At 67.1% G+C, this 24,335-nt stretch carries 21 protein-coding genes; 15 read left to right on the top strand and 6 right to left on the bottom strand.

Annotated elements, in window-relative coordinates; genetic code table 11:
- Nucleotides 1–190: 190 nt before the first annotated feature.
- Together BHE01S_RS04790 and fumC are read left to right on the top strand one after the other, a co-directional pair.
- Nucleotides 191–1,867 carry a phospholipase D family protein gene (locus BHE01S_RS04790; protein WP_052405705.1) on the top strand — a complete coding sequence of 559 codons (1,677 nt, stop codon included), beginning with the start codon at nt 191–193 and terminating at the stop codon, nt 1,865–1,867.
- Between the two features lie 122 nt (nt 1,868–1,989).
- Complete coding sequence (gene fumC, locus BHE01S_RS04785; RefSeq protein ID WP_042261111.1) at nt 1,990–3,399, top strand: class II fumarate hydratase; 1,410 nt, start codon at nt 1,990–1,992, stop codon at nt 3,397–3,399.
- Nucleotides 3,400–3,493: 94 nt separating this feature from the next.
- On the opposite strand, the gene BHE01S_RS04780 is transcribed toward fumC, so the two are convergent.
- The 3 genes from BHE01S_RS04780 to BHE01S_RS38345 form a co-directional block, all read right to left on the bottom strand.
- Nucleotides 3,494–3,997, bottom strand: coding sequence for an acyl-CoA thioesterase (locus BHE01S_RS04780; protein WP_042261109.1), 504 nt, complete (start codon nt 3,995–3,997; stop codon nt 3,494–3,496).
- Nucleotides 3,998–4,123: 126 nt separating this feature from the next.
- Entirely contained in the window at nt 4,124–5,179 is a 1,056-nt protein-coding gene (locus BHE01S_RS04775) for a GlxA family transcriptional regulator (RefSeq protein WP_042261107.1), read from the bottom strand.
- Nucleotides 5,180–5,281: 102 nt separating this feature from the next.
- Nucleotides 5,282–5,428 (bottom strand): hypothetical protein, encoded by a 147-nt coding sequence (locus BHE01S_RS38345; protein ID WP_167337663.1) that lies wholly within the window; start codon nt 5,426–5,428, stop codon nt 5,282–5,284.
- 216 nt (nt 5,429–5,644) lie between these two features.
- Here BHE01S_RS38345 and BHE01S_RS04765 point away from each other — a divergent pair, with 216 nt between their 5' ends.
- Nucleotides 5,645–6,367 carry an ArsR/SmtB family transcription factor gene (locus BHE01S_RS04765; protein WP_042261101.1) on the top strand — a complete coding sequence of 241 codons (723 nt, stop codon included), beginning with the start codon at nt 5,645–5,647 and terminating at the stop codon, nt 6,365–6,367.
- Between the two features lie 230 nt (nt 6,368–6,597).
- On the top strand, nt 6,598–9,120 hold the full coding sequence (locus BHE01S_RS04760; protein WP_042261099.1) for a DUF6600 domain-containing protein: 2,523 nt from the start codon (nt 6,598–6,600) through the stop codon (nt 9,118–9,120).
- 95 nt (nt 9,121–9,215) lie between these two features.
- Here the strand turns inward: BHE01S_RS04760 and BHE01S_RS04755 are convergent, their stop codons facing one another.
- Both BHE01S_RS04755 and BHE01S_RS04750 read right to left on the bottom strand, forming a co-directional pair.
- A complete protein-coding gene (locus BHE01S_RS04755) occupies nt 9,216–10,187 on the bottom strand; it encodes a thymidylate synthase (protein WP_042261096.1) in 972 nt (323 codons plus the stop codon).
- 308 nt (nt 10,188–10,495) lie between these two features.
- The gene (locus BHE01S_RS04750; RefSeq protein ID WP_042261094.1) at nt 10,496–11,881 is read right to left on the bottom strand and encodes a sigma-54 dependent transcriptional regulator; all 1,386 of its coding nucleotides are present in this window, start codon (nt 11,879–11,881) and stop codon (nt 10,496–10,498) included.
- 546 nt (nt 11,882–12,427) lie between these two features.
- Between BHE01S_RS04750 and BHE01S_RS04745 the strand changes: the two genes are divergently transcribed.
- From BHE01S_RS04745 to BHE01S_RS04705, 9 genes are all read left to right on the top strand, one after another.
- Complete coding sequence (locus BHE01S_RS04745) at nt 12,428–12,970, top strand: hypothetical protein (RefSeq protein ID WP_042261092.1); 543 nt, start codon at nt 12,428–12,430, stop codon at nt 12,968–12,970.
- A gap of 120 nt (nt 12,971–13,090) precedes the next feature.
- Nucleotides 13,091–13,591, top strand: a complete 501-nt coding sequence (locus BHE01S_RS04740; RefSeq protein ID WP_042261090.1) for a hypothetical protein — start codon at nt 13,091–13,093, stop codon at nt 13,589–13,591.
- Nucleotides 13,588–14,217 carry a hypothetical protein gene (locus tag BHE01S_RS04735; protein WP_052405703.1) on the top strand — a complete coding sequence of 210 codons (630 nt, stop codon included), beginning with the start codon at nt 13,588–13,590 and terminating at the stop codon, nt 14,215–14,217. Before BHE01S_RS04740 ends, BHE01S_RS04735 begins: the two co-directional genes overlap by 4 nt.
- A 27-nt stretch (nt 14,218–14,244) precedes the next feature.
- Nucleotides 14,245–15,822: a serine-rich family protein gene (locus BHE01S_RS04730; RefSeq protein ID WP_042261087.1), complete on the top strand. Its 1,578-nt coding sequence runs from the start codon at nt 14,245–14,247 to the stop codon at nt 15,820–15,822.
- 115 nt (nt 15,823–15,937) lie between these two features.
- Nucleotides 15,938–16,660: a C39 family peptidase gene (locus tag BHE01S_RS04725; RefSeq protein ID WP_042261085.1), complete on the top strand. Its 723-nt coding sequence runs from the start codon at nt 15,938–15,940 to the stop codon at nt 16,658–16,660.
- 13 nt (nt 16,661–16,673) lie between these two features.
- Nucleotides 16,674–17,519, top strand: coding sequence for a hypothetical protein (locus BHE01S_RS04720; RefSeq protein ID WP_042261083.1), 846 nt, complete (start codon nt 16,674–16,676; stop codon nt 17,517–17,519).
- A gap of 164 nt (nt 17,520–17,683) precedes the next feature.
- A complete protein-coding gene (locus BHE01S_RS04715) occupies nt 17,684–19,177 on the top strand; it encodes a hypothetical protein (RefSeq protein WP_157025137.1) in 1,494 nt (497 codons plus the stop codon).
- 16 nt (nt 19,178–19,193) lie between these two features.
- Entirely contained in the window at nt 19,194–20,720 is a 1,527-nt protein-coding gene (locus BHE01S_RS04710; protein WP_042261302.1) for a sigma-54-dependent transcriptional regulator, read from the top strand.
- 97 nt (nt 20,721–20,817) lie between these two features.
- The gene (locus BHE01S_RS04705; RefSeq protein ID WP_042261078.1) at nt 20,818–21,315 is read left to right on the top strand and encodes a dihydrofolate reductase; all 498 of its coding nucleotides are present in this window, start codon (nt 20,818–20,820) and stop codon (nt 21,313–21,315) included.
- Between the two features lie 101 nt (nt 21,316–21,416).
- Here BHE01S_RS04705 and pmbA read toward each other — a convergent pair whose 3' ends face one another.
- Nucleotides 21,417–22,787 carry a metalloprotease PmbA gene (gene pmbA, locus BHE01S_RS04700; RefSeq protein ID WP_042261075.1) on the bottom strand — a complete coding sequence of 457 codons (1,371 nt, stop codon included), beginning with the start codon at nt 22,785–22,787 and terminating at the stop codon, nt 21,417–21,419.
- 277 nt (nt 22,788–23,064) lie between these two features.
- On the opposite strand from pmbA, the gene yjgA reads away from it, so the two are divergent.
- Together yjgA and mog are read left to right on the top strand one after the other, a co-directional pair.
- Nucleotides 23,065–23,679 carry a ribosome biogenesis factor YjgA gene (yjgA, locus tag BHE01S_RS04695; RefSeq protein ID WP_281177739.1) on the top strand — a complete coding sequence of 205 codons (615 nt, stop codon included), beginning with the start codon at nt 23,065–23,067 and terminating at the stop codon, nt 23,677–23,679.
- Nucleotides 23,663–24,301, top strand: a complete 639-nt coding sequence (mog, locus tag BHE01S_RS04690) for a molybdopterin adenylyltransferase (protein ID WP_084068556.1) — start codon at nt 23,663–23,665, stop codon at nt 24,299–24,301. The genes yjgA and mog overlap by 17 nt, the downstream gene beginning before the upstream one ends.
- The last annotated feature ends 34 nt before the right edge of the window (nt 24,302–24,335 follow it).

Raw genomic sequence — 24,335 nt, 5'->3', positions numbered from 1 at the left:
GACGGCGCGGACGTTTGCGACCGCGCCCAAACCGCGCTCAAACCTCAAACATCAGATGCTTGCGGCCCGAAAATTGCAAACGCAGTGTGTCCGCCGACGCGAGCCTCGGCGGACCGCTTCTCGTAGACTCTTCGTGAAGCCGTGCAATGAAAACGAACCATCATGCGCCGCGCCGCCATGGAGAATCCGTTTGCCTGCGCTTTCCGCCCGATCCGAAGCCGTTACGCAACGCATGACCTTGCGGCGCACCCCGCCGCGCGCCCCGCTGCATGTCTTCTTCGCGCTCGTTTGCCTCGCGCTGGTCGCCGGTTGCGCGACGCGGCCGCCCGCCACGGACTACCCGCGCGAGACGAGCACGGCGCTGCCGGCCCGGCAGGCCGGCGCCACGCCGCTCGGCACCGCGCTCGCTGCGCCGGTTGCCGCCCACCCGGGCGAATCGGGCTTTCGCCTGCTCGCCACCGGCACGGACTCGCTGCAGATGCGCGTCGCGCTCGCGCGCGCGGCGACGAAAACGCTCGACATGCAGTACTACATCGCCAACGAGGACACCACCGGCAAGCTGCTGCTCGGCTCGGCGCTCTATGCGGCCGATCGCGGCGTACGCGTGCGCATGCTGGTCGACGACCTGAATTTTCACGACATCGACCGCCTGATGGCGGCGCTCAACAGCCATCCGAACATCCAGATCCGCGTGTTCAATCCGTACGGCAGCACGAGCGAATCGATGTACCTGCGCACGCGCAACTTCTTCACGAACGTCGACCAGTTCACACGCCGCATGCACAACAAGGCGACGATCGTCGATAACGAAATGGCGATCGTCGGCGGCCGCAATCTCGGCGACGAATACTTCAGCGCGAGCCCGACGATCGACTTCCGCGACCTCGACGTGCTCACGGCGGGCCCGGTCGCGCAAAGCGTCTCGGCCAGCTTCGACGAGTACTGGAACAGCTCGATCTCCTACCCCTTGCGCGTGCTCAATCATCAGAAGTTCGACGCACACGATCTGGACGCCGCGCGCGAAGACCTGCGCAAGCACTGGCGCGAAAGCGCCGAAGCCTACAACGCCAAACCGCTCAACGCCACGCCGCTCGCGCAGCAGATCGCGGGCAACACGCTCGGGCTCGTCTGGGCGAAATGGGCGTTCGTGGCCGACTCGCCCGGCAAGATCGCAGGCGCCGAACAAGGCGAGCTGGGCGACGCCATGCGCGCGCTGCTCGATCGCATCCATCAGGCGCATAGCAGCGTCCTGGTGTTCTCGCCGTACTTCGTGCCGCACGACACGGGCGTGCAGTCCATCCGCGCGCTCACCTCGCGCGGCGTGCGCGTGGCGATCCTCACCAATTCGCTCGCCGCCACCGACGCCGTGGCGGTGCAGGCCGGCTACAGCCCCTACCGCGTGCCGCTGCTCGAGGCCGGCGCCGAGCTTTACGAGTTCAAGCCGCAGCAGCGCGGGCACGACGACGAGCGGCGCTTTGGCGTCGTGGGCTCGCGCTCGCGCTCGAGCCTGCATGCCAAGGCCTACGTGATCGACGAAAGCACGCTCGTCATCGGCTCGCTCAATCTCGATCCGCGCTCCGCGCGCCTGAACACCGAGCTTGCGCTCACCGTGGAGAGTCCGCCGATCGCGCATGAAGCCGCCGATCTGTTCAAGCGCGCGACCTCCCCGCAGGTGAGCTATCGCGTAACGCTCGCGACGCCCGCGCAACTGGCGCTGCTCAAAGGCACGACGGTCAACTCGCCGCTCGTCTGGACCGACGAGGAGAACGGCATGATCCGCACCTACAACCTCGACCCAGGTGCGGGTTTCTACAGAAATGTCCTAACCGGGCTATTCTTGCTGTTGCCCGTCGACAGCCAGCTGTGAAAAGCGCAGCGCCGCCGCAGCCCGGCCGCCACGCGGATCCGAACCCGTCACGAAAGCGGCGCCCTCCCACGCAGCGCAAGCTGCGCGAGCCGAAGGCGCCGCCTCAATCACCGGAGTATCCAATGACTGCAAGCAATGAAAACGTCCGCATGGAACGCGACACGTTCGGCGAGATCGCCGTGCCCGCCCAGCAGCTTTGGGGCGCGCAAACGCAGCGATCGCTGCAGAACTTCCGCATTTCCACCGAAAAGCAGTCGCCGGAACTCATCACCGCGCTCGCGACGATCAAGCGTGCCGCAGCCGAAGTGAATCTCTCGCTAGGCGTGCTCGACGAGACCAAGGCCCGCGCCATCATGCAGGCCGCCGACGAGATCATCGCGGGCAAGCATCCGGGCGAATTCCCGCTCGCGGTCTGGCAAACGGGTTCCGGCACGCAAACCAACATGAACCTCAACGAGGTGATCGCGAATCGCGCGAGCGAGATCCTGGGCGGCGAGCGCGGCGAGGCGCGCAAGGTGCATCCGAACGACGACGTCAACCGCAGCCAGTCGTCCAACGATGTATTCCCGACCGCGATGCACGTGGCCGCCGCCTACGGCATCGTCAAGCATCTGCTGCCGGCGCTCAAGACGCTGCGCGATACGCTCGACACGAAGGCCAAGGCCTTCGCCGACATCGTGAAAATCGGCCGCACGCACCTGCAGGACGCCACGCCGCTCACGCTCGGCCAGGAGTTCTCGGGTTACGTCGCGCAGCTCGATCACGGCATCAGGCACGTGGAATCGTCCTTGCCGCATCTCTACGAACTCGCGCAGGGCGGCACGGCCGTGGGCACCGGCCTGAACGCGCATCCGCAGTTCGCGCACAGGGTGGCGCAAGGCATTGCGCAGCTCACGGGCGTGCCCTTCGTCACCGCGCCCAACAAGTTCGAGGTGATGGCCGCCGCCGACGCGCTCGTGTTCGCGCACGGCGCGCTCAAGACGGTGGCTGCGAGCCTCATGAAGATCGCCAACGATATTCGCTGGCTCGCGAGCGGCCCGCGCTGCGGCCTGGGGGAACTGTCGATTCCCGAAAACGAGCCGGGCAGCTCGATCATGCCGGGCAAGGTCAATCCTACGCAGTCCGAAGCCGTGACGATGCTCTGCTGCCAGGTGTTCGGCAACGACGTGGCCGTGAACATGGGCGGCGCGAGCGGCAACTTCGAGCTGAACGTGTTCCGCCCGATGATCGCGCACAACGTGCTGCAGTCCATCCGCATGCTCGCCGACGGCGCGCTCAGCTTCAACGATCACTGCGCGGTGGGGATCGAGCCGAACCGCTCGCGCATCGACACGCTGCTCAACGAATCGCTCATGCTCGTGACGGCGCTCAATCCGCACATCGGCTACGACAAGGCCGCGCAGATCGCCAAGAAGGCGCATAAGGAAGGCACCACGCTCAAGGCCGCCGCGCTTGCGCTGGGACACGTGACCGGGCAGCAGTTCGACGAGTGGGTGAAGCCCGGCGAGATGGTGGGCAACGCGAAGCAATAAGCCTTGTTTGCAGGGCTAAAACGCAACACGGGCGGCGTGGTTCATACCCTCGCCGCCCGTTTTTTTCATGCTGGCGCAGCCGCGCGCCCATGGCTCAAACCTGCCCTTTCGCCACTTCCTCGGGCTTGAGTTCGACGATCGCGTCGAGTGCATCCTTCACGTCGAGCGCGTACTTCGCGAGGCGCTTCTGCTCGTCCGTTTCCGGCACGTAGGTCGGCACGGGAACCGGATTGCCGTTTTCGTCGACGGCCACGAACACGATCAGGCAGTCCGTGGTGAGGCGCAGCTGCCCGCTCTTCGGGTCGCCGGCGTGCACGGTAATGTGAATATGCATCGATGTGCGGCCCGTGGCGACCACGCGCGCGCGCAACTCGACCATGTTGCCGACGAGAATCGGCCGGCGAAAGCGGATATTGCCCACGCTCACCGTCACGCAATAGCGGCCGGACCAGACCGCGGCGCACGCATAGGCCGTCTCGTCGATCCATTTCATCAGCGCACCGCCGTGCACTTTACCGCCGAAGTTCACCGAATTCGGCTCGGCGAGGAACCGGAACGTCGTTTCCGAACGGTCCAGCGGCTGGGTAGGCGTCTTCATCTCAGCTTGACTCATGGCGAAAGGCCGCGTACGGCGGCTCGTAGGGTGGGGTGAGGAGGCGTTGATTATACGAGCGCAATAAGACAGACAGTCGCAGCCGCTGGCGAAACGCCGTCTGCGGTGTTTTCAGCTCGCTGCGAAGCGCGCGCGATAGTCGAGCGGCCGCACGCCGTACGACCTTTCGAACGCGCGCCGCAGATTCTGTTCGGTGCCGAAACCGCAGTCGGCCGCAATGCGCTTGAGCGGCCGGCGCGACTGCACGAGCGCGTGGGCGGCGGCTTCCACCCGCATCGCCGCCACCGTGCGCGCCGGCGTGCGCCCCACCGCATCGACATAGCGGCGCGCGAACGTGCGCGGGCTCATGCGCGCTTGTTCGGCGAGGCGCTCGACGCTCAACTCGCCGTGCAGATTGGCGGCCATCCAGCCGTGCAGCGCGTCGAACTCCGCGCCCGCGCTGGCCTGAGCCGTGAGCGCCTCGCTGAACTGCGACTGGCCGCCGGGCCGCTTCATGAACACGACGAGGCGGCGTGCGGCCTGCATCGCGACCGCGTGGCCGCAGTCCTCCTCGATCAGCGCGAGCGCGAGATCGATGCCCGCCGTCACGCCCGCCGAGGTCCACACCGCGCGGCCGTCGCGCTCGTCGCGGATGAAGATCGGCTCGGGATCGACTTCGACGCGGGGAAAGCGCCGCGCGAGCTGGGCCGCGTTGCGCCAGTGCGTGGCGGCGCGGCGGCCGTCGAGCAGGCCCGCCGCGGCGAGATAGAACGCGCCCGTGCAGACCGAGGCGACGCGGCGCGCGCGCGGCGCGGCCGCCGCGATCCAGGCGACGAGTTCGGGCTGCAGCGTGGTGGCGGTGTCCGCCGTGTCGTAGATCGGGACGCCGGGCACGATCAGCGTGTCGATCGTGCCCGGGTCGAGCGTGTCGAGCCGCTCGGTGACGATGGGCATGCCCGCGAACGTGGGCAGCACGCCGCCGGCGACGGAGGCGAGCGTCGTGCGGTAGGCGCAGGGCTCGCCGCCGCTAGTGCCGCTAGTGCCGAGTGTGCCGCTCGCTGCACGCATCGCCAGTTCGGCGCGCCAGAACGCCTCAATGGGGCCGCAGGCGTCGAGCAGCACGAGCTCGGGCGCGACGGCGAACACGACATGGCGTGCGGCCGGATGGGAAGGCGGTTGAGACGGCATGGCGGCGGACTCGATGCTGACGACGTGTCCACATCATCGCACGCGCGGATTTGGCAGTCGGGTCAAAGTGACATCAAATACTGCCAGACGACGCCTCGCCGCTCACTTGTGGAACGTGACGCCCTCGTCGATCGTGCCGTACATCGTGATGCCGCTCGTGCCGCTCGACGATGGCGCGGAAACGCCTGCGCAGGCGGTGCACAAGGCGGCGAGCGCGGCGGCGGCAACAAGAGCGAGGAAGCGTTTCATGAAAGGCCAAGCCGTTTGCGTGAAGAAACGATTTTAGCGCGGGGCTCCTGCGCGCCGCAGTCCGCACCGCAGCCGACCATGCTTTGACCCCGTCGCGCTGCCGGCGGACGCCGGCAATCGACACTTCACCGTAGGCCGAAACGTCGAATGCGTCGTTTCGCTAAAGTAACGGTGTGGGCGACGTCAGCCGCCATCGCCAGTCACGAAGGAGCCGCCATGAACCTCCCCGCCACCGACGAATCGAGCCACTTCCCGGGCCTCGCACGCGTTGCCGCGCTGCTCGCCGATCCCGGCCGCGCCGCCATGCTGTGGGCGCTGATGGACGGCAGCGCGCGGCCCGCGGGCGAACTGACGATGATCGCCGGCCTTTCGCCTTCGGCGGCGAGCGGCCACCTCGCGCGCCTGACCGACGGCGGGCTCCTCGCGCTCGACGTGCGCGGCCGCCACCGCTACTACCGCATCGCCAACCCCGAGATCGCCGCGGCGATCGAGGCGCTCATGAACGTCGCGCAGGTGTCCAACGCCGTCACCGCGCAGCGCCCGGCGCCGCGCCCCGCGCGTACGGTGCCGCTCGAGATGCGCCATGCGCGCACCTGCTACGACCACATGGCCGGCGAAGTGGCCGTGCAGGTGTTCGAGCGCCTCGTTGACGGCGGCCTGCTGGTGCGCGACGGCGACACGCTCGAAGCCACGCCCGAGGGCGCGGCGCGTCTCGCGGCCTGGGGCGTGGACGTGGCGGCGCTGCGCGCGCGGCGGCGGCGCTTTGCCTGTACCTGCCTCGACTGGAGCGAGCGCAGGCCGCACCTGGGCGGCGCACTCGGTGCGGCGCTGCTCGATTCGTGGACGCACGACGGCTGGATCGAGCGCACGAGCCGCCCACGCGTGTTGCGTATCACGCCCAAGGGGCAGCGCGAGTTCGACGCGCTCGCGGGGGCTTGAAACAGCGGGCGAGCGCTCCGAATCAGCTGACAAATACCCGACAAAATCGCCGATTTCGCGCGCAAAAATGCCCGTTTCGCTCGCAGTCACACGTTCTGTTACATCTGGTGCATAAGCCTTAACAAATCCGCGAGCATGGAAACAAGCCCGCCGGATACAGTGCCCAGCATGGGATGACGTTAAACGCTACGGCGCTAAAGGCGCCCAATCCCATCGACGGGAGAACAACGATGACGACGCGCACACCTACGATCACCCAGTTTCGGCGCATTTCGCGCCGCACGCTGTTTGCGCTCGCCGCGCTCGCGGCGCTGAACCTCGCCGCCGCGCCGGCAATATTCGCGCAGGCGGCGCCGCCCGATGCCGCGGCCGCCCCCGCCGCGACGGGCGGCGATCCGCCGGGCCGCGTCGCGCGTCTGGACTACATGGCCGGCGCCGTGACCACCGAGCCGGCCGGCGCGAGCGACTGGTCGTACGCGCAGCTCAACCGCCCGCTCACGACCGGCGACCAGCTCTGGAACGACGCCAATGGGCGCTCGGAACTGCACATCGGCTCGACGGCGGTGCGCCTCGGCGCGCAAACGAGCCTCGACGTCCTCAATCTCAACGATCAAACCGCCCAGCTCAAGGTCGCGCAGGGCACGCTCTCGACGCGTGTGCGCGAAGTGCCGCCCGGCAGTTCGTATGAAATCGACACGCCGAACCTCGCACTCGGCGTGACGAGCCCTGGCGACTATCGCGTGGATGTGGCGCCCGACGGCAGCAGCACGACCGTCACTGTGCGCAGCGGAAACGTGACCGTGTACGGCGAAAACGGCCAGACGCCGATGTCGGCCGGCCAGCAGATCCGCTTCGCCGGCACCGACCTGCAGCAGGTGGCGAGCGACCAGGCGCCGCCGCCGGACGCCTTCGACCAGTGGGCGCTCGCGCGCGACGCCGCCGAGGACCGCTCGGTCTCGGCTCGCTATGTCTCGCGCGACGTCCCCGGCTACCAGGACCTCGACAACAACGGCACGTGGCGCAACGATCCGCAGTACGGCGAAGTCTGGACGCCGAACTCGGTGCCCTCAGGCTGGGCGCCGTATCACGACGGCCACTGGGTGTGGCAGGCGCCGTGGGGCTGGACGTGGGTCGACGACGCGCCCTGGGGCTTCGCGCCCTACCACTACGGACGCTGGGCGTACGTCGACGATTCGTGGGCGTGGGTGCCGGGACCGATCGTCGAGAGCGCGCCGCCCGTCTATGCGCCGGCGCTGGTCGCGTTCGTGGGCGGAGGAGACGGCGGCACGGACTGGGGCGTCAACCTCGCAGTAGGGGGCGTCGCGGCCGCAGGCGTCGCGTGGTTCGCGCTCGGGCCGGGCGAGCCGTGGCATCCGCGCTGGGGCGGCTGGAGCCCGCACTACTACGAGCGCGTGAACCAGACTGTCGTCATCAACAATGACAGGCGCGACGTCAACATCACGAATATCAACGTTCATAACACCTACGTGAACTATCGCGCGCCGGGTGCGGTGACGGCGGTGCCGGCCACGGCGTTCGTCCACGGTCAGCCGGTGTCGCGATTCGCGCAACGTGTCGATCCGCGGCAATGGCGCAATGCGCGCATCGACCCGGGCACGCCCGGCATCGCGCCCGTGAAGGGCAGCTTCGGACCCAACATGCGCCGCGCCGACTACCGGCCGCCCGCGTCGCTCAATCAGCGTCAGGTCGTTGCCACGCGCGCGCCGGTCGCGCCGCCCGCGTTCCACGACAACCTGGCGCAGCGCTTCGCCCATGCCGGCGGCACGGTGCCGGGTGCGGGCGCGCCCGTGGTGCGCGTCTCGGCGCCGGCGCATGCGCCCTCCTCGCCGTTCTCTCCCGCTGCGCACGGCGCGTGGCCCGCGCAGAATGTGCGCGTCGTGCCGCCGCATTCACCGGTGCTCGGCGCGACGGAGAGACCGGCGGGTCCGCAGGCGCAAGCCGGCCGTCCGGGTATGCCTGGCGGCGCACCCCAACCGGGCGCCGCGGCCGCCAACGCCATGCCGCGCGGCCCCGGGCATGGCCAGCCAGGCATGCCGCCCGCTGCCGCGCAGGAACATGGCGTGCCGCGTCCGCCGCAGTTTGCGGGCCGGCCCGAAGGCGGCGCGGCCGCAGGCGGTCAGCCTGGTCCGGGCGCCATGAACGCGGCAAACGCGGCGCGCGGCGAAACGCATCAGCCAGCCTGGACGCAGCCGCACGCGCCGATGGCCACGCGTGGCCAAGCGGGCAACGAGGCGGGCAGGCCGCCCGCCGTCGCGATGCAGGAGCAGCATGACGCGGCGCGTGGCCAGCCGCAGGCGCAGCAACGCATGCCCGAGCCGGCCGCGGCGCAACACGCCCCGCAAATGCCGCCGCAAGCCGAGGCGCGGCCGGCGCAGCAGCCCGGGGCGCGCCCCGAGTTCCGTGCGCAGGCGCAAGCTCAGCCGCAACTACAACAGCAGCAGCGTGCTGAAGTCCGTCCGCAGCCGCAGCCCCAACAACGTGCTGAGGTTCGCGCGCAGCCGCAGCCTCAGCCGCGTCAGGAATTCCACCCGCAGCCGCAACCGCAGCGCGCCGAAGCCCGTCCGCAGCCGCAACCGCAGCCGCGCGCGGAATTCCATCCACAGCCCCAACCGCAGCAACGCGCGGAAGCCCGCCCGCAGCCGCAGCCCCAACCGCAACCTCGCCCGCAGCCCGCGCCTCATCCGCAAGAGCGCGCAGGCGGCAACAATCACGACGATCGCCACCACGGCTGATCGCCGCGCCGTCAACGAAAAAGCCCGCGAACGTCGCCGCTCGCGGGCTTTTTCGTTGCGCGGTCATACCGGCCGCTAACGTCAATGCAAGCGCCTCACACCGCCATCGGCGCGGTGAGCGGTTCGTGATGCCGGTAGTCGACGAGCGAAAAGTCGGACGGCTCGACCTTTTCGAGCCACTCCGGCTCGTAGACGCCCGTCTTCGCATACTCGGGCACGCGCCCGGAGATGGCCAGACGCGGGCTCGCGTAAGGCTCCCGGCGCAACTGCTCGTTGAGCATATCGAGCTGGTTCTCGTAGATGTGCGCGTCGCCGATGAAGTACGTGAACCAGCGCGGCGTATAACCCGTCAGCCGGCCAACGAGGTGCAGCAGCACCGCGCCTTCGGTCAGGTTGAACGGCGTGCCGAGGCCCACATCGTTGCTGCGGATATAAAGACACAGCGAGATTTCGCGCGTTATGGGGTTCGGCAGGAACTGGTACAGCAGGTGGCAAGCCGGCAGCGCGATTTCTTCGAGCACGGCCGGATTCCAGCCGTGAAACAAAATTCGCCGGTCGCCCGGGTTGCTCATGATCGTATCGAGGCACTGGCGCAGCTGATCCACCGCCTTGTAGAGCAGCACCTTCGCGCGGCCATCCTCGGTAAATCCGGCCACGCGCGCGTAGCCGCGCGATTGCGCGTCGGCGAGCTGTGCGGCGGCATCGGCGTCGAGCACCTTGTAAGCGGGCCAGCGCCGCCATTGCACGCCATACACGTCGCCCAGGTCGTCCGTGCCCTGGCGGTACGGGTTGGCGAGCCACTGGGCGTTCTCGTTCGCGTTGGCGTCCCAGACCTTGCAGCCCAGCGCCCGGAAGTCGGCGGCGCTGCGCGAGGCGCGCAAGAATCCGATCAGCTCGCCCACGGCCGATTTGAACGCCAGCTTCTTCGTCGTCACCGCGGGGAAGCCCTCCTGCAGGTCGAAGCGCAGCATGGCGCCCGGCTGGCTGATCGTGCGGATGCCGGTGCGGTTTTCCTGCCAGGTGCCGGTGTCGAGAATCGAGCGGACGAGCTCGAGATACTGTTTCATGCGCGGTTCCCTCGTCGGGCGCGTCGCGCCCGGTTCGGATTCAGGATGGAAAAAGAGGATTTTACCCGCCGCGCGCGTCCCGGGTCGGCCGCGCTGAAAAGCGCGCGCCCATCACGCAACGGGGATAAAGGCAGAACGCCCACGGGACGGGCTACGACGTGCCCAGGAAAAGGCGCGTGGCGCAACAAGGCACGGCGAGAAGAAACGCCACGACAGTGGCCCGGCAAAGCGCAGGCGCGCGGTTCATGCGCCCAGCACGAACGCCGGCCGCCTCAATCGACGTCAATCGCCAGCCACCCCGCCCCGCCTCAACCGCCCGAAGCGAGGCCCCCCGGATGCGGCGCGAGCGGCTCGCTTTCCATATGGCGCATGCCATGCGCGCACAAGAGCCGGTACAGGGTCACGCGCGAGATGCCGAGTTCCTGCGCAGCGTCGCCAAGGCGGCCACGGTGGCGCAGCAGCGCGAGCTCGATAGCCTGGCGCTCGGCGGCTTCGCGCGCCTGGGCGAGCGAGACCGGCACCACCTCGACGTAGTCGCCGAGTTCGAGATCGCGCGCCGTGATCGCCCGGCCCTCCGACATCACGATGGCGCGCCGCACGCGGTTGATCAGCTCACGCACGTTGCCGGGCCAGCTGTAATTGTGCAGGGCCGCGATGGCGTCGGGCGAAAAGCCGCGCAGGCGCCGGCTGCCGTCCTTCTTGAAGCGCTCGAGCATGTGCCGCGCGAGTAGCTCGATGTCCTTGCCGCGCGCGCGCAGCGGCGGCTCGTCGATCTGCAGGACGCACAGGCGGTGATACAGGTCCTGGCGAAAGCGCCCTTCCACCATTGCCGCGCGCATGTCGACGTGGGTGGCCGAGATGATGCGCACGTCCACGGGAATCGACTGATGGCCGCCCAGGCGCTCGATCTTGCCTTCCTGCAGGAAGCGCAGCAGGCTCGCCTGGCTTTCCATGGGCAGGTCGCCGATTTCGTCGAGAAAGAGCGTGCCGCCGTTGGCCGATTCGACCCGGCCGATCTTGCGCTGGCTCGCGCCCGTGAACGCGCCGCGCTCGTAGCCGAACAGCTCGGACTGCAGCAGGTGCGGCGGAATGGCGCCGCAGTTGATCGGCACGAACGGCGCGTTGCGGCGCGCCGAGCGCTCGTGGATCGCCACAGCCGTGAGTTCCTTGCCCGTGCCCGACTCGCCCGAGATGAACACCGGTGCATCGGTCAGCGCGACCTTGCGGATCGAGCGGAACAGCGCCAGCATCGCCTCGCAGGAGCCGACCATTTCGCCTTCCGCACCGCCCGTGGTGTCGTTCGAGGCGACTTCGCCGAGCGAAACCATGCCATACGCATGGCCGACGGAATCGACGATGCGATCGCCGTTCCAGGGGACCGTTACGTAATCGAAACAGTAATCGCGCACCAGACGGCGCAGCGTTGCGTCCTGCAGCTGCCCCGTCGTGGTTGCCGCGACCCAGCCGACGTTGGGCAGCGTGAGGCACGGCTCGAACGAACCGATCTCATGCAGGTGAAATTCGCTTGAAAGATCGAGCAGCCCGCCCGCAGGCATCCCTGCACGGAGGGCGCGCCGCGCGTCCCGTGCGTTGCCGACGATCTCCACCTGCCAGCCGCGCTCGTGGAACCGCTCGTTCAACGCTTCGACCGGTTTTCGCGTCACGTACACCAATTGCCGCGTTGCAGGTTCCATTATTCAGATCCTCTTGCCAACACCATCGTTTGGAAATGACGGCACGCACCTGAATGTACAGACACGCAGCAAAAAGCGACTTTCGCGTGCGTGAAAATAGCGAACGCGCATGCTTTTGCTGACAGTGAATCCCCGAGTTGTGGCGTGTGTGTCAACTTGCCCAGTAGCGGGCTTTTTCTTTTAGGTATTACGGCTTTTTCTGAAGCTTACTATAGCCTCGTGGCACTTGGATAGAATTTATGCAACAGGAATGGATAAGGGACCGATGGAAATGTTTCCATCAGTTTCCCGGTATTTTGTCAGTGCAGAAATAATTACGGATGTTTCCTTTCTCTCAATCGTTAAGCAGCTGGCGCGCAAACGTTCTCCTTTGAAACCCGTATCGCATTCCAAACGGGTTTAAACGGCCTCACGTTTCAGCACTGAAACATTTTGGCGAATATCCGCCATTCAAAATTTGCAGGCAATAGTGCGGTTCGAAGCGTATCAATGGATTGCGGGCGATGGCACACGTTTCGCTAAATGTCTCGCACCAGGAGATACGCCATGCGACTCAACATCCAGCAGGTCCGGCGCAGTGTGATTGGCTACCGCAGTGCATGCGCCGCCATGCTCGTTCCCGCCGCCCTCCTCGTCCTCTCGCCCGGTGCTCGCGCGCAGGCCGTGGACGAAGCGCCTGCCGCAACTGGCGCAGTTGCCAGCGTCGCGAACGCCGCCCCGGATGTCGTTCCTGCAACACCTGCGGCACTCGTTCCCGCCACGCTCGCAGTGAGTGCGCCGGCCGGCGACGCCCCCTCGAGCGCCGCAGATCCGGCCAGCGCCATGGCCGCCCGCGCTCACGCCCCGGCCGACCCTGTCGCCTTTGGCGACGACGGCGTCTTCGCGGGCATCGGCTCGCTCGACGACCAGACGCTTGCCCGCCAGCGCGGCGGCGCCGTCGGCATGGTGATGGTGGCCGCCACCCCGCAACTGATGCGCGGCAACAACGTGACGCTCTGGGATGAAATCGCGCCGCCCGCACCGCTGCCGATCCCCGTCGACGCCACCCAGAACGCGCAGGGCAACCTCGCGAGCTACACAAGAAAGTAACGATGAGATAGCACCCGCGCCGCTTGCGGCGCGGTGTCCTGTTCGCTGCGAACGCGCGAAGCCAGGACGAAAGGACCGGACGAGGCGCCGAGGCGCCGACTCCGGCCGGAGGAGACAAGAATGGCAGTTCGCAACTCGACGCGCGGCGCAAGCCGCCGTTCGGTCCAGGCCGCCGCCGCCCTGTGCGGCCTCCTGGCCGCGGGCGTCACGGCAGGCGTGGCCGCCCAGCAGGTCACGAACCCCGGCGACGTCATCGTCGAACGTGACATCACGCCGCGCAGCGCCTTCGACAACGTGCCGAAGAGTCAGGATCCGGTGCTCGTGCGCGCCACGACCTTTCCCAAGAACAGCTTCGATCCGGCGATGGCGACGCTCGTCACCGACACGGATCTCACCAACGCGCACGGCTCGAGCGGCGTGAACGCCAACGGCGCATTGAGCGCGCAGACCGCCGGCGTAGCGGCGCTCACGCGCATTCTCACGGGCAGCGCGACCGGCTCGAACGTGGCGGCCGGTGCCGGCGCGAGCGCCGGCGTCGGCGCCGGCCTCGGCGGCACGATTTCCTCGACGATCACAGGCGCGCTCGCCCCGCTCTCGGGCGCCATGGGAGGCATGAAATGAGCCGTTCGATCCAGACGTCACGCGCGTGGCGCACGGTGCTTTCCGGTGCGCTCGCCTGCGCCGCCACGCTCGCCTTCGCGAGCGCGGCGCACGCCCAGGCAAGCGTCGGCGCGACGGCAAGCATCGCCCCGGGCGCCGCCACGTCGACGACCGGCGCGCTCACGGTGAACGAGACCGCGGGTCTCGACAACGCGCAGGCCAACCAGCTGACGATCACGACCGGCAACGTGTCGATCAACGTGAACGGCGACGACCAGCTCGCCAGCGTCACGGCGCGGCTCAAAGGCGCGAGCGCGACGATAGGTGCAGGCGCTTTTGCGAACACGAACGGCGCAATGATGGTGAATCAGTCGGCGGGCGTGGGCAATGTCCAGCGCAACACTGCTCTCATCAGCAGTGGTGCGATTGGTGTAGTGGCGGTCTCGGACGGGGAACTGTCCGCGGCGGCTGCTCAAAACGGCGGTCAGGGGCAAATGGCCCAGGCAGGGGGTATTCGTGAGGTACGCATCGACAATGCGGCATTCAGGAATGCGACGGGCCTCGTGCAGGTGAACCAGACAGCCGGCGCCGGTAATGCTACGGCAAACAGTTTTGTGCTCCGTCCCCCGGCGGGCACTCTTTTTTAACTGACCACTCAGTATCGGAGCGAAATCATGAAGCGCACCCTCATAGCAGCGGCAGTTCTTGCGTCGGCGGCAGGTTCCGCTCACGCAGCCAATTCGGCGTATCTCTTTAACGCCACAGGCGTCACCCAATACGTCGGCATCGAAGGCTTCGTCACACTCTTCGGCTGCGTTTCGGTTTCGAGCACCGCAGGCGCCGTCATCAACAACAACCAGATGACCGGTGGCGGCACGCTCCTTCCGCAGGCACAAAGCTACGAGAGCGGCAAGATCACCACGGCAGTGAACAACACCACGTGGAGCGTGACGGGCACGGGCAGCAATTCCTTCTCGAAGTCCTCGAGCTCGAGCGAGTCGGGCAGTTCGTCTTCGTCGAGCAGTTCGTCGCACTCGCATCAAGTCAACGCGTCGACCTCGAAGAGCTCGTCGAGCAACTCGAGCTTCGGCAAGACCTTCAACGCAAGCGTGAACGCCAACTATCACGTCGCAACCGACAATGGCAGCACGCATGACCACACGACTGCCAGCACCTATAGCGACACAGGCAGCGCGGCCCTTGGCACGAGCTACAGCAGCGTCGGCAACAACACGTCGACGAAGTCGCAAAGCGGCAATGGCAGCCTCCAGGCCAACGCATCATGGTCGCATAGCGGCAACTACAAGAACGGCTCGGCCGGCATCAACCTCAGCGGCTCGGAAAGCACGTCGCACACGACGACCAACTCGCATAACAACAGCGACACGACGAACGTCGGCGCAGCGTGGGCCGTGAACAACAACAAGAATACGAGCAACAGCTCGACCACCGCCAACACGGCTCATGCTGACGGCACGGCCAGCGCCGCCCTCTCGGCAAGCGTGAACGGTACGAGCGAAAAGTCGAAGAACTCGTCGAGCACGTACGCTTCCATGTACAGCGCGTCGAGCTCCAGCTCGGATTCGCATAGCCACTCGTCGTCGCACAGCTCGAGCTCGAGCAAGAGCTGGGGCTACAACGTGAGCGACTCGCTCAACACCGTCGACGAACACACCACGGGCTCCGTCACGCAGCACATCAACACGCAACAGGCAGGCACGCTCGACGCCAACACCGGCAGCGGCGCGGCAACCGGCGTGACGGGCAACCTCGGCGTGAACATCGCGGAAGGCATCAACAACGCACAAAGCAACGACGTCGCGCTCGCTTCTGTCGACATGGGCAACGTGTTCGGCAACGCGCAGATCTTCAACACGCAAGCCTCCAGCGGTAAGGCCACCGTGAAGAACTTCAATCTGAACGCGTCGGTCGGCGACGGCTCGCTCGCCAACGTATCGGGCAACGTCGGCGTGAACGTCGCATCCGGCATCGGCAACGCGCAGAACAACAGCCTCGCCGGCTCCGTGACGACGGCAACCAAGGGGGACTTCTCGACGGTTGCGATGGTCGCGACGGATAACAACTCGCAAAACGCCGCCATGACCGCGACTGGCCAGTTCCAGGGTACGGCCAGCCTCGGCGCCAATACGCTCACCGGCGCGCAAGGCAACATCGGCGTGAACATTGCCGGCGGCATCGGCAACCTGCAGCACAACGGCATGGCAATCGCCGCGATGAACAACGGCCACTAAGCACGGCTGGCAGCACTGCAGGAACTGGGCTCGCTCCAGGCAGAAAACGCAGCAAGCAACGCGCGCCGGCTGTCCCACCGCAGCCGGCGCGCATACCAGAAGGCAGGAGACCACCATGTCCGGGCCCGTATCGACCCCGGCCTCAAGGATGTTTGTCGTCGCGCTGACGCTCTCGGCCAGCGCGGCCCTTGTGCCTGTGCATGCGCAGCAGTCGACGCTCGACGCGACCCACCTCATCGGCGTGCCGGTGAAGCTTCCGGTCCACTCGATGCGGGACCTGCGCTATCGCAGCATCGTCAGCCAGCAGTATGACTACAGCTGCGGCGCCGCCGCACTCGCCACCCTGCTCAAGTACGGCTACGGCATCGACATCCCCGAACCTGAGCTGATCCGCCAGATGATGGTGTTCTCCACGCCCGAGGTGGTCGTCAAGAACGGCTTCTCCATGCTCGACATGAAGAAGTTCGTCGAGACGATCGGCTTGCGCGGCCGCGGTTTTCGCGTCAACACCGACGCGCTCTACCACCTGCAGATTCCCGTGCTGGTGCTCATGAACATCGATGGCTATGAGCACTTCGTGATCGTCAAGCACGCCGAGAACGGCCGCATCTTCATTGCGGACCCCGCGCTCGGCAACCGTATCGTCGCCGAAGACGATTTCGCCAGGACGTGGAACGGCCTCGTCTTCGCGGTGCTCGGCAAACCGTTCCTGGAGGACTCTCCGCTGTTGCAGAACAACGAGTCGCTCGCGCTCAAGCTGCGTGAACAAGCCTTGCTCAATGGCACTGCGGCGACTCCCTTCTTCGAATACGGCCTCGATAAGGCCGTCATGTTCTGAAGTCCGAAGAATCATGAAACGCAACCTCTCACAGTGTGGCATCGCGGCAGCCGTCTCCGCGCTCGCCTGCGCTTTTTCGAGCGGTGCGCCAGCGGCTGAAGGCATCGGCTTGCCGCAACCGATGCCGGCGTTTCTCTCGAACGCCGACGCGCAGGCGCAAGGCATCCGCTGCGAAGCCGTCGGCGACGACGTGCTCGCGCATCAGACCGGCAAATATGCCGGCAGCGACATGATTTCCGGGTTCGTTCTGAACCTGCTTTCTCAATGGCAATTGCCAAATGGCGCGACCGCAGTCGCGCAAGGCGCGCTCGCGGTCGCCCAGAACGCGGCCAACCAGGTGAGCGCGCAGGTGAAGACGTATGCCACCGTGATCGACCCGTCACAGGGCGGGACCACGGGCGCAAATAGCGGCGCCAACCCGAACGCGACGGCCACCGGCGGCCAGAACGTCTCGGTCAACGGCGTCTCGCAGATCACCCAGGTGGCCGGCAACGGCAATACGGGCGCCAATGCCGCAACCCTCTCCTATGACAACAACGCGCCGCAGCTCGCCAGTCTGCCAGGCGCCGCCAACCAGACGAGCGCGTCGGCATCGAACGCGACCGGCAGCATCAAAGCGGGCATCTCGTTCGGCAGTAACGGCGTCAACGTGACGCTGCAAACGCCGGCGGGCATCGCCACGCAGAACATCATGCCGGGCAGCGCGCAACAGGCGGGCGCGATCGCCCAGCTACTCCAGGTCGCAGGCAATAACCAGCAGGTCGCCAACCAGCTGCAACTGAGTCTGCAGACGCAGCAGATGACGTCGCAAATGATCCGGCAAACCGGCGTATTACAGGCGCTGCGAAATCTCCATTAACCGAGGGCTCAGAACGAGACGTACCACCAAGGAGACCACCACGCGGGCGAGGACCCGCGCGAGACGCAGGACTTTGAAGGAGGAGCATCGACGTGCGCGGGCGTGGGACCTGGGGGTTCCGGTTGGCGCCCGCATTCGATCCCGGGGGAAGAACAATGAAGATGATGTCCAGGGCGGCCGCGCCACACGTGTCGCTGGCCGCCATTCCAGCAGCTGTTTTGTTATTCGCGCTCTCGCAGTCCGCCCACGCGCAGGCGCTACAAAGCCAGTCGATCGAAGAGCGCCTGAATACGCTCATGCGCGTGGTCGACGAGCAGCAGCGGCAAATCCAGTCACTCGAGCGCCAGGTGACGAACCTCGAAATGGCGCAGCGCGGCCGCGGCATGCCGGGCGCAGGCGCGCCCGATGCCGCTTCCGACGCAACGGTCGCAGAACAGCCGGGCGCAGACGGTCTGCCTGTGCCCCTGCCACCGCTCGCCCAGGCGCTGCCGGGCGCGACGGCGCCGGGAGCGCTCACCGGCACGGCCACGGGCGTGCCGGTCAATCCGCCCTCGCCCGACGCGGGCGTGACCAACGGCGCGACCGGCACCTCGGCCGCGAGCGGGCCGCAGCAGGGCGCGCCCGTGGGTATCAACCCGGGCGTGAATCCCAACAACGGCAGCCCGACCGTGGGCGAGACGCAAAAGAGCGCCGAGCCGTCCCGCACGCAAGCCGAAGAAGCAGTCGTGCAGCGCGAGCATGCGCCGCTCTTCGACCACAAGCTGACATTGGACTGGGGCATCAGCGACAGTTACTACGATCGCCGCCAGCTGCAGCTTTCAGGCTTTCTTGCACTCGACGCGATCTTCCTCGGCAACATCAATCTGGGGCAGACCAAGTCGCACACGATCACGGCCGACCTCGATACGCGCTACGGCCTCACCGACCGCATGAGCATCGATGTGGACGTGCCTTACGTCTACCGGCACAGCACCTTCATCGTCGGCGGCGCGGGCGGCTCGGCCAGCACGCTCACGGATGCGTCGGTCAATTCGAACGCCATCGGCGACGTGAACTTCGGGATCTACTACCAGTTCCTGAAGGAAACCAACAACATTCCGGACGTGGTCGGCAGCCTGCGCGTGAAGACGGCGACCGGCACCTCGCCGTTCGGCATCAAGGTTCAGCAGATCACGCCCGACAATACCAATCTCGTCGCCCCCAGCAAGCTGCCCACAGGCACGGGCTTCTGGAACGTGACGGCCGGCGTCTCGGTGCTGAAGACCTACGACCCCGTGGTGCTGTTCGGCAGCTTCTCGTACACGTACAACATCTCGCGCTCGTTCTCCGACATCTCCTCGGTGATCGGGCAGACCGAGCCGGCCGAAGTGAAGCTCGGCGACATCATCCAGTTCGGCGGCGGCGTCGCGCTTGCCTTCTCGGACAAGGACTCGGCGAGCATCTCGTACACCATGGCCATCGAGCCGCAGTCGAAGACCAGGGCGCCGGGCGGCAGCTGGACTGGCGTGCCGGGCAGCGAAACGACGGCCTCGGTGCTCAACTTCGGCCTGAATCACGTGGTCAACAAGCACCTGACGATCAACGGCGCGGTGTCCGTCGGGCTCACGCCCGATGCACCGAACTTCGTCGTCGGCGTGCGCTTCCCCTACACCTTCTGATGACATGAGGCCGATCGTGCGCGAATCCCCACATCTGGGCGCCACTGTGACACCGCTCGCCGGAGCGGGGCAGCGTCTCGCCGTGGTCGGGCAGCCGCCTGCCGCGGATGGCCCCGACGCCGGCCGCGCGCGCGATGCGAAGCCCGAGGCGGGCCTCGAGCGCACCTTGCTGTATGTCGCGCGCACGCCCGACCCGCTGCTGTGCGCATACCTCAAGAGCCGCGGCTGGGAAGTCGCGACCGCGCGCACGGTGCACGAGGCCTCGCGCCTCGTGAAGCCGGAGGCGGCCTATGCCGGCATCGTCGATCTCACGGGTTTCGCGCCGCGCGAGTTCGCGGGCCTCGAGACGATCCTGCGGCTGCAGCAGGTGGGATGGATCGCGCTCACCGACGATTCGCGCCTCACCGACGCCGAAGTGCGCCGCCTGATCCGCCACTACTGCTTCGACTACGTCCATGTGCCGGTCGCGCATGCCACGCTCGATTACCTCGTGGGCCACGCGTTCGGCATGGTGTCGCTGTGCGATCTCGACACGCCGGCCGCCGCCGGGAGCCCTGACGAAGACGAGATGGTCGGCACCTGCGAGGCGATGCAGCAGCTTTTTCGCACGATCCGCAAGGTGGCCAACACCGACGCCACCGTGTTCATCTCGGGCGAATCGGGCACCGGCAAGGAACTGACGGCGCTCGCGATCCACGAGCGCTCCGCGCGGCGCAAGGCGACGTTCGTGCCGATCAACTGCGGCGCGATCCCGCATCATCTTTTGCAATCCGAACTGTTCGGCTACGAGCGCGGCGCGTTCACGGGCGCGAACCAGCGCAAGATCGGGCGCGTCGAATCGGCCAACGGCGGCACGCTCTTTCTCGACGAAATCGGCGACCTGCCGATGGAAAGCCAGGCAAGCCTGCTGCGCTTTTTGCAGGAAGGCAAGATCGAACGCCTGGGCGGCCACGAGCAGATTCCCGTGGACGTGCGCATCATCTCGGCCACCCACGTCGATCTCGAGGCGGCCATGCGCGACGGACGCTTTCGCGCCGACCTCTTTCACCGCCTGTGCGTGCTGCGTGTGGACGAGCCGCCGCTGCGCGCGCGCGGCAAGGACATCGAAATTCTCGCGCATCACGTGCTGCACAAGTTCAAGCAGGACAGCGCGCGCCGCATCCGCGGCTTCACGCCCGACGCCATCGAGGCCCTGTACAACTACAACTGGCCGGGCAACGTGCGCGAGCTCATCAACCGCGTGCGCCGCGCGATCGTGATGGCCGAAAGCAAGCTGATCTCGGCGGAGGATCTCGATCTCGCGCACTTCACCGCGCAGCAGACCGTCACGCTCGCGCAGGCGCGCGAGGCCGCGGAGCGGCGAGCGATCGAGGCGGCGCTGCTGCGGCACCGGCACCGGCTCACGGAAGCCGCTGCCGATCTCGGCATCTCGCGCGTGACGCTTTACCGCCTGATGGGCACGCACGGCCTGCGCGACGAAAAAACGTTCTTCGGCGGCGAAGCGGAGAACCAGGCGGAATTGCCGCCCGACGCGCACGACTGAAACACCCGGCCCGCGTGGGGCAAGCGCGCCTGGGCGCCCGGCGCGCTCAGGTAGAATCGCTGCGAACCGCTTACAACCTCGCACCTCTACCCTTTCGATGACGACGCTCACCCTCATCGTCGCGCGCGCCCGCAACGGCGTGATCGGCCGCGACAACGCGCTGCCCTGGCGGCTCCCCGAAGACCTCGCGTTCTTCAAGCGCACCACCATGGGCGCGCCCATCATCATGGGCCGCAAAACGCACGAGTCGATCGGCCGCGCCTTGCCGGGCCGCCGCAACATCGTCGTGACGCGCGACGCGGGCAAGCGCTTTCCCGGCTGCGACACCGCCACGAGCCTCGGCGAGGCGCTCGCGCTCGCGGCACAGGATCAGGCGCCCACGGCATACCTGATCGGCGGCGCGCAGCTCTACGGCGAGGGACTCGGGCTCGCACACGAACTCGTGGTGACGGAAATCTCCGCGGACTTCGAGGGCAACGCCACCTTCCCCGCGCCCGACCCCGACGTGTGGCAGGAAACGTCGCGCGAGACGCTGCATGCGAATGCGCCGAACGACTTCGATTTCGCGTTCGTGCGCTACGTGCGGCGGGATTGATCGGCGGGGCGCTGCCCGACCCGGCGCCGCAGCGCGGCACCCCAAAAGCAGAACGGCACGCCAGGGCGTGCCGTTTTTCATCGAGCCGGAGGAAAAGGCGCTTACTGCCCCGCCACCGTCATCCTCTCGATCAGCACCGAGCCGGTCTGACGCGTGCCGCGCGCGAGCGTATCCGCGCCCACGGCGACGATGTGGTGGAACATCTCCTGCAGCGTGGAAGCCACCGTGATTTCCTCCACCGGGTACTGGATCTTGCCGTTCTCCACCCAGAAGCCCGACGCGCCGCGCGAATAGTCGCCCGTCACGAAGTTCACGCCCTGCCCCATCAGCTCGGTCAGCAACAGGCCCGTGCCGAGCTTCTTCAGCATCGCTTCGAAGTCGTCCTCGGGCTTCGTGAGCGAGCTCTGGAGCTGCAGGTTATGCGAGCCGCCGGCGTTGCCCGTGGTCTGCATGCCGAGCTTGCGCGCCGAATACGACGAAAGGAAATAGCCCTGCACGATGCCGTCCTTCACGACCTCGCGGCGCTGCGTGCGCACGCCCTCTTCGTCGAACGGCGCGCTGCCGGCCGCGCGCGGCACATGCGGGTCCTCGACGATCTGGATGTGCGGCGCGAACACCGGCTTGCCCAGGCTGTCGACGAGGAACGACGTCTTGCGGTACAGCGCGCCGCCGCTCACGGCCTGCACGAACGCGCCCAGCAGGCCCGCGGCGAGCGGCGCCTCGAACAGCACCGGCACCTTGCGCGTGTCGAGGCTGCGCGCGTTCAGGCGCGAAAGCGCGCGCTCGGCCGCATAGCGCCCAACGGCTTCGGGGGAGGCCAGCTCGGCCGCGCTGCGCCGCGAGGTGTACCAGTCGTCGCGCTGCATGTTGCGGCCAACGCCTGCGATGGGCGCACACGAAATGTAGTGGCGCGAGTAGGGGTAGCCGTGCATGAAGCCGCCCGAGGTGGCGAGCACGAACTGCGAATGCTGTGCCGACACGCTCGCGCCTTCGGAGTTCTTCACGCGCGGGTCGACGGCGAAAGCCGCGTCTTCGGCGCGGCGCGCGATGTCCACGGCCTCGTCGGCGGACAGGTTCCACGGGTGATAGAGGTCGAGGTCGCGCGGCGCGGTTTCGAGCAGATCGCGCTCGGCGAGGCCCGCGCAGTCGTCGTCGGCGGTGAAGCGCGCGATGTTGTACGCGGCCGCCACCGTGTCCTTGAGCGCCTGCGGCGAAAAATCCGAGGTGCTCGCATTGCCGCGCTTGTTGCCGATATAGACGGTCACGCCGACCATCTTGTCGCGGTTGTGCTCGATGGTCTCGACCTCGCCGCGCCGCACCGAGACGGACAAGCCGTCGCCTTCGGAAATCTCGGTCGCGGCGTCGCTCGCGCCGAGCGCGTTGGCGTGCCGCAGGATGTCTTGGGCAATCTCCTTGAGCTCGTCCTGGGTGTGCGGGAAAAAGCGTTGCCGGGCTTCGATGTCTGCTGCCATTGTCGTTACGGTCCGGTTCTGGGCCGGTGCGGCCCGCTGATGTCGTGTTTCGCTGGTATCGGTTCTGGTGCCTCGGAACGCGCAGCGTTCGCAAAGCGCATCCCGCGATCATAGCAAGGTATGTGAACCCGCATCACAGGCGCTTTCGTCGCCCGGCCGCCGCGCCAACTACCGCACCAACTACCGCACCGACGCCCGCCCGGCATCGGGCCGCCGGCGCCGCCGTCCGCCACCTTCCTGCCCGAGCCGCACGCGCGCGCACGCTACAATACGCCCCATGAAACGCAAAACCCGCATTCAACCGATGAACGACGCTGTCGCCGACCAGGACGACAACGGCTACGATCGCCCGAGCAAATCGCAGCTCAAGCGCGACATGGAAGCGCTCCAGGAACTCGGCCAGGCCCTCGTGGAACTGCCGAGAGACGCGCTCAAGCGCATGCCGATGACCGAAGACCTCGCGGACGCCGTCCACGAGTGCCGCCGTATCACCGACCACGAAGGCCGCCGCCGCCAGCTCCAGTACGTGGGCCGCATGATGCGCGGCCTCACCGAAGCCGAAGTCGCCGCGCTGCGCACGAAGCTCGAAGAGCACCGCGGCGTGAACAAGGCCGCGACGGCGCGCCTGCACTGGATCGAGCGCACGCGCGACAAGCTGCTCGCGGACGACGCCGCGCTCACCGAATTCATCCGCCAGCATCCCGCCGCCGACCCGCAGGAAGGCCGCACGCTGATCCGCAACGCGCGCCGCGAGCAGGAGCAGAGCAAGCCGCCCAAGTCCTTTCGCGAGCTGTTCCAGTGGATCAAGGACGTGAGCGCCCAGGGTGCCGACGAAAGTGAAGACCACGAAAACGAGCGTGCCGACGAGGACCGCGATGATGACGAAGCCTGAGCGCAGCGAATCGGATCCAATGCGTGACGAACTGGTGATCGGCCTCGTGTCGGTCAGCGACCGCGCGACGAGCGGCGTCTACGAGGACAAGGGCATTCCCTCGCTGATGGAGTGGCTCGGCAATGCGCTGAAAACGCCGTGGCGCGCCGAGACGCGCCTGATCCACGACGACGCGGCGACGATCTCCGCGACGCTCACGGCGCTCGTGGACGGCCTGGGCTGCGACCTCGTGTTGACGACGGGAGGCACCGGCCCCGCGCGCCGCGACGTGACGCCCGAAGCGACGCTCGCGGTGGCGACGAAGGAAATGCCGGGCTTTGGCGAGCAGATGCGCCAGATCAGCCTGAACTTCGTGCCGACGGCGATTCTGTCGCGCCAGGTCGCCGTGATCCGCGAGAACGGCGACCACGCGGCGCTCATCATCAACCTGCCGGGGCAGCCGAAGTCGATCAAGGAAACGCTGGAAGGCTTGCGCGACGATCAGGGCGCCGTGAAGGTGCCGGGCATTTTCGCTGCGGTGCCGTACTGCATCGACCTGATCGGCGGCCCGTATATCGAAACCGATCCGGACGTCGTGTCGGCGTTCCGGCCCAAGAACGCGCAGCGGGCGCCGCGCGCCTGACACTCGAACTGCTTCAACCATCGCACAGCAGCGG

Origin of the sequence: Paraburkholderia heleia NBRC 101817 (assembly GCF_000739775.1) — a bacterium.
GTDB classification, from domain to species: Bacteria; Pseudomonadota; Gammaproteobacteria; order Burkholderiales; family Burkholderiaceae; genus Paraburkholderia; species Paraburkholderia heleia.
Note: the sequence above shows the minus strand (reverse complement) of the source record. Positions and strands in the feature narration are given on the sequence as shown.